The following is a 15871-nucleotide window of genomic DNA, read 5'->3' as shown; positions in this document are numbered from 1 at the left end:
GCGTCTTTAGTCTGCTGCTTGGTTTGCGTTGTTGGCTGCCCACTCCGCGGGCGTGTAGGTTTTCATGGACAGGGCATGCACTTCGTCGGTTTGCAGCCGCCCGCCCAGCGTGGCATACACACGCTGGTGGCGCTGGATCAGGCGCTGGCCCTCAAACGCACTGGAGACAATGGTGGCGTACCAGTGCCGGCCGTCGCCGGAAAGCTCGATGTGCTCACAAGGCAGGCCTGCGGCAATGATGGTTTGGAGTTCTTCGCTGGTCATACAAGGTTTCAAAAAAGAGTTCGCAGTGCAGGGCCTCGAGAGCTACACGCAGTGAGCGAACGTGGGGGCTCCTCACCCCAGCAGGGGCCGCGGGACTGGCTTTGCCAGACCACAGGCGCAGCGGCCCCCTCGGGGGGCAGCGCATTACACGAAGTGAAAAGCGTGGGGGTCATATTTCTTCTAGTGCCTGATTTTGTAGCCGGTGCGCAGCATATTGACCGCCACCGCGCTGACGATCAGCAACGCGGCCAGCACGATCCCCAGGCTCAGCCAGGGCGACACATCGCTGACGCCGAAAAATCCGTAGCGAAAACCGTCAATCATGTAGAAAAACGGGTTCAGGTGGCTGACCTTTTGCCAGAACGGCGGCAGTGAATGAATCGAGTAAAACACACCGCTCAGGAAAGTCATGGGCATGATGACGAAATTCTGGAAAGCCGCCATCTGGTCGAATTTTTCAGACCATAGCCCCGCAATCACACCCAAGGCACCCAGCATGGCGGCGCCCAGCACCGAAAACAGCACAATCCACCATGGTGCCACAAAGCCGGGCTGGCCAAAAAGCACGGTGACGGCAAACACACCGGCGCCGACCAGCAGGCCGCGAGCAATCGAGGAGCCTACATAGGCAAAAAACCAGTGCCAGTGCGACAGTGGCGTGAGCAGCACAAACACCAGGCTGCCCATGATCTTGCTCTGGATCAGCGACGACGAGCTGTTGGCAAATGCGTTTTGCAGCACGCTCATCATCACCAGGCCCGGCACCAGAAACGCGGTGTAACTCACCTGGTCGTACACCTTCACCTGGTCCTGCAACACATGCCCAAAAATCAGCATGTAGAGCACGGCGGTCAGGACAGGCGCACCCACAGTCTGAAAGCCGACCTTCCAGAAGCGCAGGACTTCCTTGTAAAAAAGGGTCTGCCAGCCGGTCATACTTTGGCCCCCACGCTTKTCACTTCGTGTACTGCGCTGCCCCCCGAGGGGGCGCTGCGCCTGCGGCCCGGCAAAGCCGGTTCCGCGGCCCCTGCTGGAATGGTCTTGGCCCCCACGCTCTCCACTGCGTGTAGCTCTCGAGGCCCTGCGGGCCGCAGCTCGCCAGACGCTTCGCCTCTGTCGCCTGTCCAAACCTGCTCAAGCAGGTTTGGAGCCACAGGCTCCAGCGCCTCGGGGGCTGTGCTGGCTTGGGGCGGCCCAGCGCGGCGCACTGTGGCCCCCACGCTTTTCGCTTCGCGCAATGCGCCTCGCATGTTCATACTGCGACTCCCGTCAGGTTCAGTTCGACAGGCTCTTCCACGACTTTTTCCGCCATCACGTCGAGAAATACATCTTCCAGGTCGGCCTTGCGGATTTCCACATCTTTGGCCACCAGCCCGGCCTCGCGAATGGCCGCCAGGTATTGTTCGATCTCATGGGCACTGTTAGCGGGAAACTGCACGATACGGCCGGTGATTCTGGCCTGACGCGCCAGCTGCGGAGGCAACTCGCTGTCAATCTTGAAGCGCAGGACATTCGACGAAGCCGCCTCCAGCAGCTCCGAGGTAGGCGCCAGCGCCACCACCCGTCCCTGCTTGAGCATGGCAATGCGGCTGCACAGCGCCTCGGCCTCTTCGAGGTAGTGCGTGGTCAGCAACACGGTGCTGCCCTGCCTGTTGAGTTTGGCGATGAACTGCCAGAGGGTCTGGCGCAACTCCACATCAACCCCGGCAGTGGGCTCGTCCAGCACAATCACCGGCGGTTTGTGGACCAGCGCCTGCGCCACCAGCACACGGCGCTTCATGCCGCCTGACAGCTGGCGCATGTTGGCATCGGCCTTGTCAGCCAGCCCGAGACTGGCCAGCAACTCGTCAATCCAGGCATCGTTATGCTTGATGCCGAAATAGCCCGACTGGATGCGCAGCGCTTCGCGCACCGTGAAAAAGGGGTCAAACACCAGCTCCTGGGGCACTACGCCGAGTTTGCGCCGCGCATTGGCGTAATCGGTCACGACATCGCAGCCGTGCACCTTGACAGTGCCGCTGCTGGCCCGCGAGAGGCCGGCCAGAATACTGATGAGTGTGGTTTTTCCTGCGCCGTTAGGGCCCAGCAAGCCGAAAAACTCCCCTTGCCGGATGTCAAAGCTTACGTCGTCAAGCGCCCGGACCACAGGGCCGGTCTGATTTCGCGCGGATGAGTAGGTTTTGGAGACTGACTGGAATGAAATAGCTGGCATGAGCCCATCATTTTAAGGGCTGACGCTTTTTTCTCACGCCCGACCGCTGGAAGGCCCCGCGCAGCGCATGAGACGCCAGCAGAAAGCTGGAAAATCCGGCCTCAGGCTGCGGCAGGAATCAGGTCAGCTACCCCATAGAGCCGGGCCAGCTGTCCCAGGCGCGCCGGCGCACCGCGCACCGCGAACGCCTTGCCCACGGCCAGGGCCTCGCGCCGGCACGCCAGCAAAACCGCCAGCGCCGAAGAGTCAAACTCCTGCAACGCGCTGGCGTCGGCCACCACTTCCGCCGTCTGGGACAGAACGGCCTGCTTCAGCCCGCCCGTGAATTCGGCCGCCACGGCATGCGTCAGGACAGAAGGCAGGGTCAACATGGCAGACGATGCGTTCAGGATTTCTTTTCGCTCGCGTTGGACTTGTTGCGCTGCGCCAGCGACGCGATCAGGCCATCCACACCCTTGGCGCTGATTTCCTGGGCGAACTGGGTGCGGTAGGTTTCCACCAGCCACACGCCCAGCACATTGAGGTCATAGATTTTCCAGCCCGCAGCGGTTTTCTCCATCCGGTAGTCCAGTTGAATCGGGTCGCCGCGTCCAAGCACTTCCGTGCGCACAATCACCTCGGTATCAGCCGCCTCTGCCCGCAAGGGCTTGACGCTGAGCGACTGATCCCTGACTTGTGACAATGCGCCGGAGTATGTGCGGATCAGCAAGGTCTTGAACTCTTCCTGCAGACGGCTTTTCTGCTCCGGGGTGGCCTGGCGCCAGTTGCGGCCGACAGCGGAGGCTGTCATGCGCGTGAAGTTCACATTGGGCATGATCTTGCTGTCAACCAGCGAGATCACCTTGCTCATATCGCCGGCCTGCACCGACTTGTCAGCCTTGATGCTGTCCAGCACATCCGTCGAGACGCGCTTGATCAGCGCATCAGGGGCCTCGTCGGCAGCGTGAACGAAAGAGGCAGGCGCAAGCAGCGCCAGGCTGAGGGTGGCGGTCAAGAGTTGGCCAAGGGTTCTACGGTTCATGGTTTTCCTTCGGTAGAGAAACAGTGCCTGACAGCGACCTGCACGGCAACTCATGCATAGCCACTTCTGCCAAACAGTGATTCAGTAGCTATTTTCCGTGTTTGTTCGGGGCTAAAGATGAAGTTGTACAGCAGTCTTGTAAATCTTGTTTACATGGGCTCTTTGGCTCTTTTCTTTGGCTCTTTAATTCGCAGGCGCCGGAGCGGATGCGGTGGATGCCTGATCCGCGGGAGCCTCCGGCAGGTCGTAGCGCTCTTCTTTCTCGGCTGCCGCACCGCGAATCAGGTTGCGACGGCGCTGTAGATAGATGTCGCGGGAAAAACTGTATTTATCAAGCGCAGCCTCGTCCAGCAGGGTGCCCGCGCCCAGCAGGTTGGCCCGCAGGTCCACAGCACGCAAGGCGATCAGGGAGTTGCGAACCGAGACATCGCTCGTCCGGCTCACCAGATCCCCCTGAACATCAACAAGCGAGCCCACGGAATCACGCACGGTGGAGGGCCCCAGCAGAGGCAGCACCACATAGGGACCGGAGGCTACGCCCCAATAACCCAGGGTCTGACCAAAATCCTCGCTGTGTTTGGGAATCCCCAGGTCGCTGGCAACGTCGAAAATGCCGCCCAAGCCCCACAAGGTATTGACCGTGACGCGAAAAAGGCTGTCAGTGGCCTCTTCAGGCTTGGCCTGCAGCACGTTGTTGAACAGCGACCATACATCCGAGATATTGCCAAAAAAACTGTTGACGGCGGTGCGGATGGGTGCGGGTGTAACGTCCCGGTAGGCAGTCGCTACCGGCTTGACGAGGGCGCGGTCGACACCGTCGTTGAAATTGAACATCGCCCGGTTGAACGGCTCCAGCGGATCGGCCGGGTTGGCATTCGGTCCGGTTGCGCAACCCTGCAGCGCCAGCGTCATGGCAGCTACAGCCCACCACAGGGGCCATTTCATCGTGATTCGTGTCGTTGACGTCGTTCGTATCATCATTTTTTTTCTGGAGTCCCTGATGACGGCGCAGCCCCTGATCCAGAACTGCTGTCCGCCGCTTTACTGTATAAAAACTGGCTGATCAGACTTTCAAGCACCACGGCCGACTGGGTCTGTTTGATCACATCCCCCGCGGCGAGGTTTTTCTCATCCCCACCGGCCTCCACGCCGATGTACTGCTCACCCAGCAAACCGCTGGTCAGTATTTTCAGCGAACTGTCCTTCGGAAAGGCATAGCGGCTTTCCATGGCCAGGCGAACGCTGGCCTGGTAGGACTTGTCGTCAAAAGTGATATTTTCAACCCTCCCGACAACAACGCCAGCACTTTTGACCGCAGCCCGTGGTTTCAGGCCGCCGATATTGTCAAACTTGGCCGTGACGCGGTACGAGGTGTCAAAACTCAAGGTCAGCAAGTTGGCAGATTTGAGCGCCAGAAACAGCATGGCTGCGCCACCTATCAGGACAAACAAGCCAACCCACACGTCGTTTTTTGAGCGTTGCATCTTTTTTCTTTCAATGACTCAGGCCGGCCCCTGCAGCAATTGCAGGCCTGTCGGCCTTCCTGTCTTTGCGGAATCGCCGCATGGCGCACGCAAATGGATTAAATTTTCGCATGGCTGGCTTCAGAAGGTGCGCGCCGCGTTTTAAAGGCTGAACATCCAGGCCGTCAACAAAAAGTCCAGTCCGAGCACAGCCAGCGAAGCCACCACCACGGTACGGGTCGTCGCGCGCGACACGCCTTCCGGCGTGGCCTGTGCCTCAAACCCCTGGTGCAGCGCCACAAAAGTAACAGTTACACCAAATACAAGACTTTTGATCACGCCATTGCCGACGTCGCGCCAGACATCGACGCCGGCCTGCATCTGGCTCCAGAACGAACCCGCATCGACACCGATCATCAGCACGCCGACCACCCAGCCGCCGATGATGCCGACGGCACTGAACACCGCAGCAAGCAGCGGCATGGCGATCACACCCCCCCAGAACCGGGGTGCCAGAATGCGGCGCACCGGATCCACCGCCATCATTTCCATCGCGGACAGCTGCTCTCCGGCTTTCATGAGGCCAATTTCAGCGGTCAGGGAGGTGCCGGCACGGCCGGCAAACAGCAGGGCCGTGACCACCGGCCCCAGTTCACGCACCAGGCTAAGCGCCACCAGCAGGCCCAGCGCCTCCGAGGAGCCATAACGCTGCAGCGTGTAGTAGCCCTGCAGGCCCAGCACAAAACCCACAAAAAGGCCTGACACCGTGATGATGGCCAGTGAGTAATTGCCGAGGAAGAATATCTGGTCACGCACCAGGCCGAAACGGGCCAGCGCCGGGCCCGTCAGCGCCAGCAGGCGTGACATCAGGTGCGCGGCGTGGCCAAGCTCGGCAAGCTGGCTGCGCGTGGTAAAGCCCAAACTGGAAAGCAGGTGGACAGGGCTGTAGCGACTCATGAACGGCCCCTGCCCGCTGCAACCTGATTGCCAAAATCAGTGGCGACATCCGGCCCGGGGTAATGGAATTTCACGGGGCCTTCGCTTTGCGCGTTGACAAACTGATGGACCAGCGGGTCGGTGGAGTTCCGTACCTCGTCGGGCGTGCCCTGCGCGGCAATGCCGCCATTGGCCAGAATGATGACTTTGTCGGCGATGTGAAAGGTTTCTTCGAGGTCGTGTGAAACCACGATGCTGGTAATGCCCAGCGTGTCGTTGAGCTGGCGGATCAGCTTCGCAGCCGTTCCCAGCGAAATCGGATCCAGCCCGGCAAAGGGCTCGTCGTACATGATGAGTTCCGGGTCCAGCACGATGGCTCGCGCAAGCGCCACACGTCGCGCCATGCCGCCTGAAATTTCGCTGGGCATCAGATCGCGCGCGCCGCGCAGCCCCACCGCATTGAGCTTCATCAGAACGATGTCCCGAATCAGTGCATCGCTCAGCGCGGTGTGCTCGCGCAAGGGAAACGCCACGTTGTCAAACACGCTCAGATCGGTGAACAGCGCACCAAACTGGAACAGCATGCCCATGCGGCGCCTCGCCTCGTAAAGTTCGGACTGCACCAGTTTGCCAATATTTTTGCCATCGAACAGGACTTCGCCCTGATTGGCTTTTTGCTGCCCGCCAATCAGGCGCAAGACCGTGGTCTTGCCACCGCCCGACGCTCCCATCAGCGCCGTGACCTTGCCCCGCGGCACCGACAGGGTGACCCGGTCGAGAATGACGCGGTCCCCGGCAGAGCCCGGATAGGAGAAGGTCACATCCTTGAATTCGACCAGCGATGAAGCGGAAATGTCGGCCATGGGAAAAGAAAGGGCCAACGAGCGCGTCGGCATTGCTAGGGAATGCCCTAATGATACGGGGTTTGCCCTGTCTTATCCGCGGCGCCCAGGCCGCACGCCTGCCTCAGAAATGAGCGAATGCCGTCGTCCCGCCACAGCAAGCCGCAGCGATGACACGAGAATCGCCCATCAACCCACTGTTTACGGGCTTCAATCGCTCCTCTTTTTATAGCAATTAACCACTCTGCAACCATCGCCCATCTCAGCGCATCAGGTCGCTCGACAATCACCCGCACATCACATGGTGGCCTTCGCGCAACACAAGCGCCAGCCTGCGTTGTGCTCAATACGAGCCGTGGGTGATGGGTGATGGGTGATGGGTGATGGGCGAAAGGCGTCGCAGCGCTTAGTGTGGCAGGTCACTGTACCCCATGAGGAACTCGTCAACGGAGCGCGCGGCCTGACGGCCTTCGCGCACTCCAAGCGCAAGCTTGGGGTTTATTTAACCGCCCCTTGGGGCGATTTGCGAAGGCCGGGCACAGCGCTTAGCGAGGCAAGTCGCTGTAGCCCATCAGAAATTCGTCGGCAGCGCGCGCGGCCTGGCGGCCCTCGCGAATCGCCCACACGACCAGGCTTTGACCGCGCCGGATGTCGCCGGCCGCAAACACCTTGGGCACATTGGTGGCATAACCGCCCGTGAAGTCAGTGCTCGCTTTGGCGTTGCCGCGGTTGTCCTTCTCGACACCAAAAGCCTCCAGGACCGAAGCGACCGGTGAGATAAAACCCATGGCCAGCAACACCAGGTCGGCCTTCAGCGTCTGCTCCGACCCCGGCACTTCGACCATCTTGCCGTCCTTCCATTCGACGCGAACGGTTTTCAGGCCGGTGACCTTACCTTTTTCGCCCATCAACTCCTTCGTGGAGATCGCGAACTCGCGCTCGCAGCCTTCTTCGTGGCTGGAACTGGTGCGCAGCTTGATCGGCCAGTACGGCCAGGTCATCGGCCGGTTTTCCTCTTCGGGGGGCTGGGGCATCAGTTCAAACTGGGTCACGCTGGCCGCACCGTGGCGGTTGCTGGTCCCGACGCAATCGGACCCGGTGTCTCCGCCGCCAATCACGATGACATGCTTGCCATCGGCCTTGATCTGGCCTTTGACCTTGTCACCCGCATTGATCTTGTTTTGCTGCGGCAGGAACTCCATGGCGAAATGCACGCCGTCCAGATCCCGGCCGGGCACAGGCAAATCGCGAGACTGCTCGGCGCCACCCGTCAGGATGATGGCGTCAAAGTCCTTTTGCAACTGCTCGGCCGATATCGTTTCCTTGGCCCAATTCGTGACTTTGGAATCCTTGGGCAGGCTGCCGATCATCACGCCGGCGCGGAAAGTGACACCTTCGGCCTGCATCTGCTCGACGCGGCGGTCAATATGGATTTTCTCCATCTTGAAGTCGGGAATGCCGTAGCGCAGCAAGCCGCCAATACGGTCGTTTTTCTCAAACAGCGTGACATCATGGCCGGCGCGCGCCAACTGCTGTGCCGCGGCCATGCCGGCGGGGCCGGAGCCCACTACCGCCACTTTTTTGCCGGTCTTGTGCTTGGGCAACTCGGGCCTGACCCAGCCTTCGGACCAGGCACGGTCGATGATGGCATGCTCGATTGACTTGATGCCGACCGGATCGTTGTTCACGTTCAGTACGCAGGCTGCCTCGCAGGGCGCGGGGCAGATGCGACCGGTGAACTCCGGAAAGTTGTTGGTGCTGTGCAGCGTGTCGATCGCGTTTTTCCAGTCGGCACGAAACACCATGTCATTGAAATCGGGAATGATGTTGTTGACCGGACAGCCGCTGTTGCAAAAGGGCGTGCCGCAGTCCATGCAGCGTGCCGCCTGCTTGCCGGCCTGCGCATCGTTCAGCCCGATGACAAATTCCTTGTAGTTTTTCAGGCGCTCGGGCACAGGCTTGTAGCCCTCCTCGATGCGCTGGTATTCCATGAAGCCGGTGATTTTTCCCATGATCAGTCCTGTCGGTTCCGTTATCGTGATGAGTACAAGTTTGCTGCGGCCAGGCCTTACTTGGCCGCCACGGCTTCCTGGTTGGTAGCCACTTGCGAGCGGGTGGTTTCAGTCGCAGCTTCGAGCCTGCGCTCCTTGCGCTCGATCAACGCCCGTTTGTACTCATTCGGGAACACTTTCACAAACTTCAGACGCGCCTCGCTCCAGTTGTCGAGCAATTCCCTTGCGCGTTTGCTGCCCGTCCAGCGGTTGTGGTCCTGCAGCAGGCGCTTGAGCAATTCCTCGTCACTCTCACCGGCATGCCAGTCCGATTCATGGGCGTGCTGCTCGACGGTGCTCACCACCCGGTCCATGGACACCATGGAGGTATTGCAGCGCGTTGCAAACAAGCCGTCTTCGTCGTAGACATAGGCCACGCCGCCGCTCATGCCGGCGGCGAAGTTGCGGCCGGTCTTGCCCAGTACCGCCACCGTGCCGCCGGTCATGTATTCGCAGCCATGGTCGCCCGTGCCTTCCACCACCGCCGTGGCACCCGACAGTCGCACCGCAAAACGCTCACCGGCCACACCGCTGAAAAACGCTTCGCCGGTGGTGGCGCCATACAGCACCGTGTTGCCGACGATGGTGTTTTTATGCGACTCACCCCGGAAGTCAATACTGGGTCGCACCACGATGCGGCCGCCGGAAAGACCCTTGCCGGTGTAGTCGTTGGCATCGCCAATCAGGTACATGGTGATGCCCTTGGCGAGGAAAGCGCCAAACGACTGGCCACCGGTACCCTCAAGCTGGATACGCAGGGTGTCATCAGGCAGGCCTTCAGGATGGCGGCGCGTCAGCTCGCCCGACAGCATGGCGCCGACGGTGCGGTTGACGTTGCGCGCCACCTCAATAAACTGCACTTTCTCGCCTTTCTCCAGAGCGGCTTTTGACTTCTCGATCAGGCGGACGTCCAGTGCCTTGTTCAGCGCGTGATCCTGCTCCATCACATGCAGGCGCGGCACATCGGCCGGCACATTGGGCTGGTAGAACAGGCGGCCGAAGTCCAGGCCGCGGGCCTTCCAGTGCTCAATGCCTTTTTGCGTATCGAGCAGGTCGGCACGGCCAATCAGGTCATCGAACTTGCGCACGCCCAGCTGGGCCATCAACTGACGCGCCTCTTCAGCCACAAAGAAGAAATAGTTGACCACATGCTCAGGCTTGCCGCTGAATTTCTGGCGCAGCACCGGGTCTTGCGTGGCCACACCCACCGGGCAGGTGTTCAGGTGGCACTTGCGCATCATGATGCAGCCCTCGACCACCAGCGGCGCCGTGGCAAAGCCGAATTCGTCGGCGCCCAGTAGAGCGCCAATGACCACGTCACGGCCGGTTTTCATCTGCCCGTCAGCCTGCACGCGAATGCGGCCACGCAGGCGGTTGAGCACCAGCGTCTGCTGGGTCTCGGCCAGGCCGATTTCCCAGGGAGAACCGGCGTGCTTGATGGACGACCAGGGCGAAGCGCCCGTACCGCCGTCATGGCCGGCAATCACCACATGGTCGGACTTGGCCTTGGCCACGCCCGCGGCAATCGTGCCCACACCGACTTCGCTGACCAGCTTGACGCTAATGCTGGCGCGCGGATTGACGTTCTTCAGATCGTGGATCAGTTGCGCCAGATCTTCGATGGAATAAATGTCATGGTGCGGCGGTGGCGAAATCAGGCCGACACCGGGCACGGAGTAACGCAGGTGGCCGATGTAGTCACTCACCTTGCCGCCGGGCAATTGGCCGCCTTCGCCGGGCTTGGCGCCCTGCGCCATCTTGATCTGGATCTGGTCGGCTGACACAAGGTATTCAGCCGTGACACCAAATCGGCCGGAGGCGACCTGCTTGATGCGCGAACGCAGGGAGTCGCCGTCCTGCAACGGAAGATCCACCTCGACCTGCTTGGGGCCGATGACGCTTTTGAGCGTTTCACCCTTTTTGATCGGAATGCCCTTGAGCTCCTGGCGATAGCGGTTCGGATCCTCGCCGCCTTCGCCGGTGTTGCTCTTGCCGCCGATGCGGTTCATCGCGACGGCCAGCGTGGCATGGGCTTCGGTGCTGATCGAGCCGAGCGACATCGCGCCGGTCGCAAAACGCTTGACGATTTCCTTGGCCGGCTCGACCTCGTCGATCGGGATGGCTTTCGACGGATCGATCCTGAACTCGAACAGTCCGCGCAAGGTCATGTGGCGACGGTTCTGGTCGTTGATCAGCTGGGCATATTCCTTGTAGGTGTTCCAGTTGTTGGAACGTGTGGAATGCTGCAGCTTGGCGATCGCGTCTGGCGTCCACATATGGTCCTCGCCGCGCACGCGCCAGGCGTACTCGCCGCCGGCGTCCAGCATGTTGGCGAGCACCGGGTCATCGCTGAACGCCGCCTTGTGCATGCGCAGGGCTTCTTCGGCGATCTCGAACACGCCCATGCCTTCCACCTGGCTGGCGGTGCCGCTGAAGAATTTGGCCACGGTGTCGCGGTTCAGGCCGATCGCCTCAAACAGCTGGGCACCGCAGTAGCTCATGTAGGTCGACACGCCCATCTTGGACATGATCTTGGACAGTCCCTTGCCAATCGCCTTGGTGTAGTTGTAGACCGCCTTGTCGGTGCTCAGGTCGCCGGGCAGGCCCCTTGACAGCTCGGCCAGGGTTTCCATGGCGAGGTAGGGGTGAACGGCCTCGGCGCCATAGCCCGCCAGCACCGCGAAGTGATGCACCTCGCGCGCCGAGCCGGTTTCCACCACCAGTCCGGCCGTGGTGCGCAGGCCCTCTTTCACCAAGTGCTGGTGAATCGCGGACAGCGCCAGCAAAGCCGGAATCGCCACCTGCGTGGCGCTCACGGCGCGGTCGCTCACGATCAGGATGTTCTTGCCGTCCTTGATCGCATCCACCGCTTCGGCGCACAGTGACGCCAGCTTGGCCTCCACGCCCTCGTGGCCCCAGGCCAGCGGGTAGGTGATGTCCAGCGTATAGCTCTTGAACTTTCCCTGGGTGTGCGCCTCGATGTCGCGCAGCTTTTGCATGTCGGCCACGTTGAGCACGGGCTGGCTGACTTCCAGCCGCATTGGCGGGTTGACCTGGTTGATGTCCAGCAGGTTGGGCTTGGGGCCGATGAAGGACACCAGCGACATCACGATGGCTTCGCGGATCGGGTCGATCGGCGGGTTGGTGACCTGCGCGAACAGTTGCTTGAAGTAGTTGTAGAGCGGCTTGTTCTTGTTGGACAGCACGGCCAGCGGGCTGTCGTTGCCCATGGAGCCGGTGGCTTCTTCGCCGTTGGTGGCCATAGGCGACATCAGGAACTTGATGTCTTCCTGGGTGTAGCCAAAAGCCTGCTGGCGATCGAGCAGGCTGAGATCGGTCGCTGGCGTTGTTGCAGCCACTGCGGCTGCCGTCTTGCCCGCCACATCGTCGAGCTTGATGCGCAGGTTTTCAATCCACTGCTTGTAGGGCTTGCTGTGTGCCAGCGTCGCCTTGATTTCCTCATCGTCCACCATGCGGCCCTGCTCGAGGTCGATCAGGAACATCTTGCCGGGCTGCAGACGCCACTTGCGCACGATCTTGTGCTCGGGAATCGGCAACACGCCGGATTCCGAGGCCATGATGACCAGATCGTCGTCAGTGACGCAATAGCGTGAAGGACGCAGGCCATTGCGGTCCAGCGTGGCGCCAATCTGGCGGCCATCGGTGAACACGATGGAGGCCGGGCCATCCCACGGTTCCAGCATCGCGGCATGGTATTCATAGAAGGCCTTGCGGCGCTCGTCCATGGTGGTGTGCTGCTCCCACGGCTCGGGGATCATCATCATCACGGCCTGGCTGATCGGGTAGCCCGCCATGGTCAGCAACTCCAGGCAGTTGTCAAAGGTCGCCGTGTCCGACTGACCCGCGAAGCTGATGGGGTAGAGCTTTTGCAAATCGGCCCCCAGCACGGGAGAGGACATCACGCCCTCGCGCGCCTTCATCCAGTTGTAGTTGCCCTTGACGGTGTTGATCTCACCGTTGTGCGCCACATACCGGTACGGGTGAGCCAGCGGCCACTCGGGGAACGTGTTGGTCGAAAACCGCTGGTGCACCAGGCCGAGCGCCGAGACGCAGCGGGTGTCAGTCAGGTCACGGTAGTAGGTACCCACCTGATCGGCCAGCAGCAGGCCTTTGTAAACCACCGTGCGGCTGGACATGCTGGGAACGTAATATTCCTTGCTGTGCGTCAGGCGCAGGTTCTGGATGGCCGCGCTGGCCGTTTTGCGGATCACATACAGCTTGCGCTCGAGGGCGTCCTGCACGATGACGTCGTTGCCGCGGCCGATGAAGATCTGGCGCAGGATAGGCTCTTTTTCGCGCACCGTCGGCGACATGGGCATGTCGCGATTGACCGGCACATCGCGCCAGCCCAGCAGCACCTGGCCTTCCGCCTTGACGGCGCGTTCCAGCGCCTGCTCGCAAGCCAGACGTGAGGCATGCTCTTTCGGCAAGAACACCATGCCCACGCCGTACTCACCCGGCGGCGGCAGCGCGACACCCTGCTTTGCCATTTCCTCACGGTACAGCGCATCCGGCAGCTGGATCAGGATGCCGGCGCCATCGCCCATCAGTTTGTCGGCACCCACCGCGCCCCGGTGATCGAGGTTTTCAAGGATTTTCAGACCCTGCTGAACGATGGCGTGGGATTTGTGCCCCTTGATGTGCGCGACAAACCCAACCCCGCAAGCGTCATGCTCATGGGCTCCGGAGTACAAACCGTGTTCTTCAAAATGTTTGATTTCAGCAGCCGTGGTCATGGCGATTCCTCATCGGTTTGGGAGAAAAGCGGCACAACAGGCACGCGCCCTCTTCTCCGCAATGTTCATAATTTTTTGCAGGGACTGAGAGCATAGTGCACTGCAACAACAATGCCAAGCACTTTAATTAGGGTCAGACTCTAATTAATGCCATATAAAAACAATCAAATAATAATTGGGGACACATATCAATCACCCGGAAATACCCGACAGGCGCCACCTGGGGCACTCAAGAGGATGCTGATTTGCGAGCCGGACGGCCGGCCCGGTTTTTTTGGACGCGACGCGCGGTCCGCTTTTGCAATTCAGCCACAAAGCCCTCCCCCCCCAGCGCCCAGCCGCCGAGGACTGACCGGGTCAGTGCATCCTGCTGCGCCGGCGAGATTCCCGCACGCACCAATTCGGCGTAAGCCACTTCCCGCTCAAACGGCGTGTTGCCCAGCGCCCAGAACAGCGGATGGGGCGTCACGAGCCTGTCGGCCCGCAAACCGGCGTAATGGCCATGGCTGGACCAGGGGTAGTCTTTGGGATCCCCTGCCAGCCCGTTTCGGACCGGATTGAGGTCGATATAGGCCATGCAGGGCAGCAGATAGCGCTCCGCTTCTATCAAGGTCGAGCGGTAACGCCCTTCCCACAAGGTCCCGGAGCGTGCCTGGCTGTCATTGAAGTAACGCACATAGCGCCGGCCGACAGCCTGCATCATCTGGGGCAGGCCCTCGGCGCTTGCCGGTGTAGCAAGCAAATGAAAATGATTGCCCATCAATACATAGGCGTGCAATGCCACCCCGAATTTGCGGGCGTTTTCTTCCAGCAGGGCCAGCAGCATCTGGTAATCGGCTACCGATGAAAAAATGTCCTGCTGGTTATTGCCGCGCTGAAGGATGTGATGGGGGCAGCCTGCAAGCGTGAGGCGGGGAAGACGGGCCATGGATGGGGTGACTGGAGGTGCCTGGAGTGATGCGTCATGATAATTGGAATCCGACCCCAATATTGACCGCGATAACCAGGCCCCCCTCATTTCGATCTCCAGCGGCCGATGGCCCGGTCGGGAATTTATCGAACGACCTTTCCGTCGGGTGTGATCGTGACCAGGTCGATCGCCCGCACGGATTCATATTTTTTGGCGCGAAGATTGACGCGAAAGCCGCCCACGTCGTAGTCCGTCATGGATTCGAAGGCTTTTTGCAGGCCAGCACGGTCCGGCTTGCCACCGCCCGAGACACTGCGGCGCACACCTTCGGAAAATGTACGGGCGGCGATGTACCCCTCCACGCTTTCGTAGCTGGGTGTCTGGTCGGTCTGGTTCAGCACATCCAAGTATTCCTTGATGATGGGTGTGGCGGTGCTGCGCGGCGAGGGTACAACCTGGGAAATGACGATGCCGCCAATCTCTTTGCCCAACGCACTGAACAAGGGGTCTATGCCGACCACCGAAAAGTTCAGGAACTGGCCACCAAAGCCGGCCCGCCGCATTTTGCGGATGAAGGCGGCCGATGAATTGAAGAGGCTGACCTGAATGATGGCCTGGGGCTCTGCCTTGAGCAGCTGGGCCACTGCCGCATCGACCTTGTCGCTGTTGACCGGCGACAGGGCACTGGCCACGATGGGTGGACGTTTGAGGTCGAGCAGCGCCTGGTTGATGGCGGCCAGCCCGGCGCGTCCCATCGCATCGTCTTCGGCAAACACGGCAATGCGGTCCTGGTTAAGGGTGGCGCAGTGGCGCGTCACCTTGTAAGCCTCATCCGCCAGCGCCGGACGAACATGAAACACATGGGCGAGGGCCGGATCGTGCAGCGCATCCGAGGCGGCAAAAGGTGCAAAAAACAGGGCACCCGTCGGTTTGGCGACAGCAAAGGCGGAATCGCAACTCGCGGTGCCGACAAAGCCGAACAGCGCATCGACGCCCTGATCCAGCAACTGCCGGGCATTGCCGGCCGCCCGGACGGGATCGTAGCCATCATCCAGCGCCTTGACGTCGATCCGATAGCCGCCCGCACCATTTTTTGCATTGATGGCGTCAAAGTAAAGTTTGGCGCCGTTGAGGTAAGCCAGCCCGATCTGGTCGGCTGCGCCCGTCAGCGGCACGGACTGCCCCACGACCACCTTTCGCGCAGCCTTGACAGTTTGCGCCCGGAGCGCGGGACTTGCCACCAGGGCACCTGTGAAAACACCACCCAGAATTAATTGCCGCCGATTGGGAATCATGAAAACACCTTTCCAGATACAAGACAACCAAGCAGCTTTAATGCCTGCGCTGCTACGGGTGCCCAGCACAAATTTTGGGCAGGCCATGCAGGGTAATCCGTGAATCCATCCAAAGCCAGC

The 15871-nt window shown here is 60.7% G+C and carries 13 protein-coding genes; all 13 read right to left on the bottom strand.

Annotated features, from left to right (window positions below):
• Window positions 1–6: 6 nt before the first annotated feature.
• Window positions 7–264: a BolA family protein gene (locus AC1DS5_RS07945; protein WP_477717709.1), complete on the bottom strand. Its 258-nt coding sequence runs from the start codon at window positions 262–264 to the stop codon at window positions 7–9.
• 180 nt (window positions 265–444) lie between these two features.
• Window positions 445–1200, bottom strand: a complete 756-nt coding sequence (locus tag AC1DS5_RS07940) for an ABC transporter permease (RefSeq protein ID WP_477717708.1) — start codon at window positions 1198–1200, stop codon at window positions 445–447.
• Window positions 1201–1516: 316 nt separating this feature from the next.
• The gene (locus AC1DS5_RS07935; protein ID WP_477717707.1) at window positions 1517–2476 is read right to left on the bottom strand and encodes an ABC transporter ATP-binding protein; all 960 of its coding nucleotides are present in this window, start codon (window positions 2474–2476) and stop codon (window positions 1517–1519) included.
• 101 nt (window positions 2477–2577) lie between these two features.
• Entirely contained in the window at window positions 2578–2847 is a 270-nt protein-coding gene (locus AC1DS5_RS07930) for an STAS domain-containing protein (protein ID WP_477717706.1), read from the bottom strand.
• 14 nt (window positions 2848–2861) lie between these two features.
• A complete protein-coding gene (locus AC1DS5_RS07925) occupies window positions 2862–3497 on the bottom strand; it encodes an MlaC/ttg2D family ABC transporter substrate-binding protein (protein ID WP_477717705.1) in 636 nt (211 codons plus the stop codon).
• A gap of 183 nt (window positions 3498–3680) precedes the next feature.
• On the bottom strand, window positions 3681–4442 hold the full coding sequence (locus tag AC1DS5_RS07920) for an MlaA family lipoprotein (RefSeq protein ID WP_477717704.1): 762 nt from the start codon (window positions 4440–4442) through the stop codon (window positions 3681–3683).
• A 32-nt stretch (window positions 4443–4474) separates the two neighbouring features.
• Window positions 4475–4981 carry an outer membrane lipid asymmetry maintenance protein MlaD gene (gene mlaD / locus AC1DS5_RS07915; RefSeq protein WP_477717703.1) on the bottom strand — a complete coding sequence of 169 codons (507 nt, stop codon included), beginning with the start codon at window positions 4979–4981 and terminating at the stop codon, window positions 4475–4477.
• Between the two features lie 141 nt (window positions 4982–5122).
• On the bottom strand, window positions 5123–5917 hold the full coding sequence (mlaE, locus tag AC1DS5_RS07910; protein WP_477717702.1) for a lipid asymmetry maintenance ABC transporter permease subunit MlaE: 795 nt from the start codon (window positions 5915–5917) through the stop codon (window positions 5123–5125).
• On the bottom strand, window positions 5914–6759 hold the full coding sequence (locus AC1DS5_RS07905) for an ABC transporter ATP-binding protein (RefSeq protein WP_477717701.1): 846 nt from the start codon (window positions 6757–6759) through the stop codon (window positions 5914–5916). Before AC1DS5_RS07905 ends, mlaE begins: the two co-directional genes overlap by 4 nt.
• 524 nt (window positions 6760–7283) lie before the next feature.
• Window positions 7284–8750, bottom strand: coding sequence for a glutamate synthase subunit beta (locus AC1DS5_RS07900; RefSeq protein WP_477717700.1), 1467 nt, complete (start codon window positions 8748–8750; stop codon window positions 7284–7286).
• Window positions 8751–8806: 56 nt separating this feature from the next.
• Window positions 8807–13546: a glutamate synthase-related protein gene (locus AC1DS5_RS07895; RefSeq protein ID WP_477717699.1), complete on the bottom strand. Its 4740-nt coding sequence runs from the start codon at window positions 13544–13546 to the stop codon at window positions 8807–8809.
• Window positions 13547–13775: 229 nt separating this feature from the next.
• A complete protein-coding gene (locus AC1DS5_RS07890; RefSeq protein WP_477717698.1) occupies window positions 13776–14474 on the bottom strand; it encodes a transposase in 699 nt (232 codons plus the stop codon).
• A 125-nt stretch (window positions 14475–14599) separates the two neighbouring features.
• A complete protein-coding gene (locus AC1DS5_RS07885) occupies window positions 14600–15751 on the bottom strand; it encodes an ABC transporter substrate-binding protein (protein ID WP_477717697.1) in 1152 nt (383 codons plus the stop codon).
• Between the last annotated feature and the right edge of the window lie 120 nt (window positions 15752–15871).

Source organism: Polaromonas sp. P4_H1 (assembly GCF_056400945.1).
Note: the sequence above shows the minus strand (reverse complement) of the source record. Positions and strands in the feature narration are given on the sequence as shown.

Excerpts from the sequence above, each read along its gene's own strand:
- AC1DS5_RS07905 (WP_477717701.1), bottom strand. The coding sequence starts at position 6,759 with ATGGCCGACATTTCCGCTTCATCGCTGGTCGAATTCAAGGATGTGACC.
- AC1DS5_RS07930 (WP_477717706.1), bottom strand. The coding sequence starts at position 2,847 with ATGTTGACCCTGCCTTCTGTCCTGACGCATGCCGTGGCGGCCGAATTC.
- AC1DS5_RS07945 (WP_477717709.1), bottom strand. The coding sequence starts at position 264 with ATGACCAGCGAAGAACTCCAAACCATCATTGCCGCAGGCCTGCCTTGT.
- mlaE (WP_477717702.1), bottom strand. The coding sequence starts at position 5,917 with ATGAGTCGCTACAGCCCTGTCCACCTGCTTTCCAGTTTGGGCTTTACC.
- AC1DS5_RS07890 (WP_477717698.1), bottom strand. The coding sequence starts at position 14,474 with ATGGCCCGTCTTCCCCGCCTCACGCTTGCAGGCTGCCCCCATCACATC.
- AC1DS5_RS07935 (WP_477717707.1), bottom strand. The coding sequence starts at position 2,476 with ATGCCAGCTATTTCATTCCAGTCAGTCTCCAAAACCTACTCATCCGCG.
- mlaD (WP_477717703.1), bottom strand. The coding sequence starts at position 4,981 with ATGCAACGCTCAAAAAACGACGTGTGGGTTGGCTTGTTTGTCCTGATA.
- AC1DS5_RS07895 (WP_477717699.1), bottom strand. The coding sequence starts at position 13,546 with ATGACCACGGCTGCTGAAATCAAACATTTTGAAGAACACGGTTTGTAC.
- AC1DS5_RS07885 (WP_477717697.1), bottom strand. The coding sequence starts at position 15,751 with ATGATTCCCAATCGGCGGCAATTAATTCTGGGTGGTGTTTTCACAGGT.
- AC1DS5_RS07925 (WP_477717705.1), bottom strand. The coding sequence starts at position 3,497 with ATGAACCGTAGAACCCTTGGCCAACTCTTGACCGCCACCCTCAGCCTG.
- AC1DS5_RS07900 (WP_477717700.1), bottom strand. The coding sequence starts at position 8,750 with ATGGGAAAAATCACCGGCTTCATGGAATACCAGCGCATCGAGGAGGGC.
- AC1DS5_RS07920 (WP_477717704.1), bottom strand. The coding sequence starts at position 4,442 with ATGAAATGGCCCCTGTGGTGGGCTGTAGCTGCCATGACGCTGGCGCTG.
- AC1DS5_RS07940 (WP_477717708.1), bottom strand. The coding sequence starts at position 1,200 with ATGACCGGCTGGCAGACCCTTTTTTACAAGGAAGTCCTGCGCTTCTGG.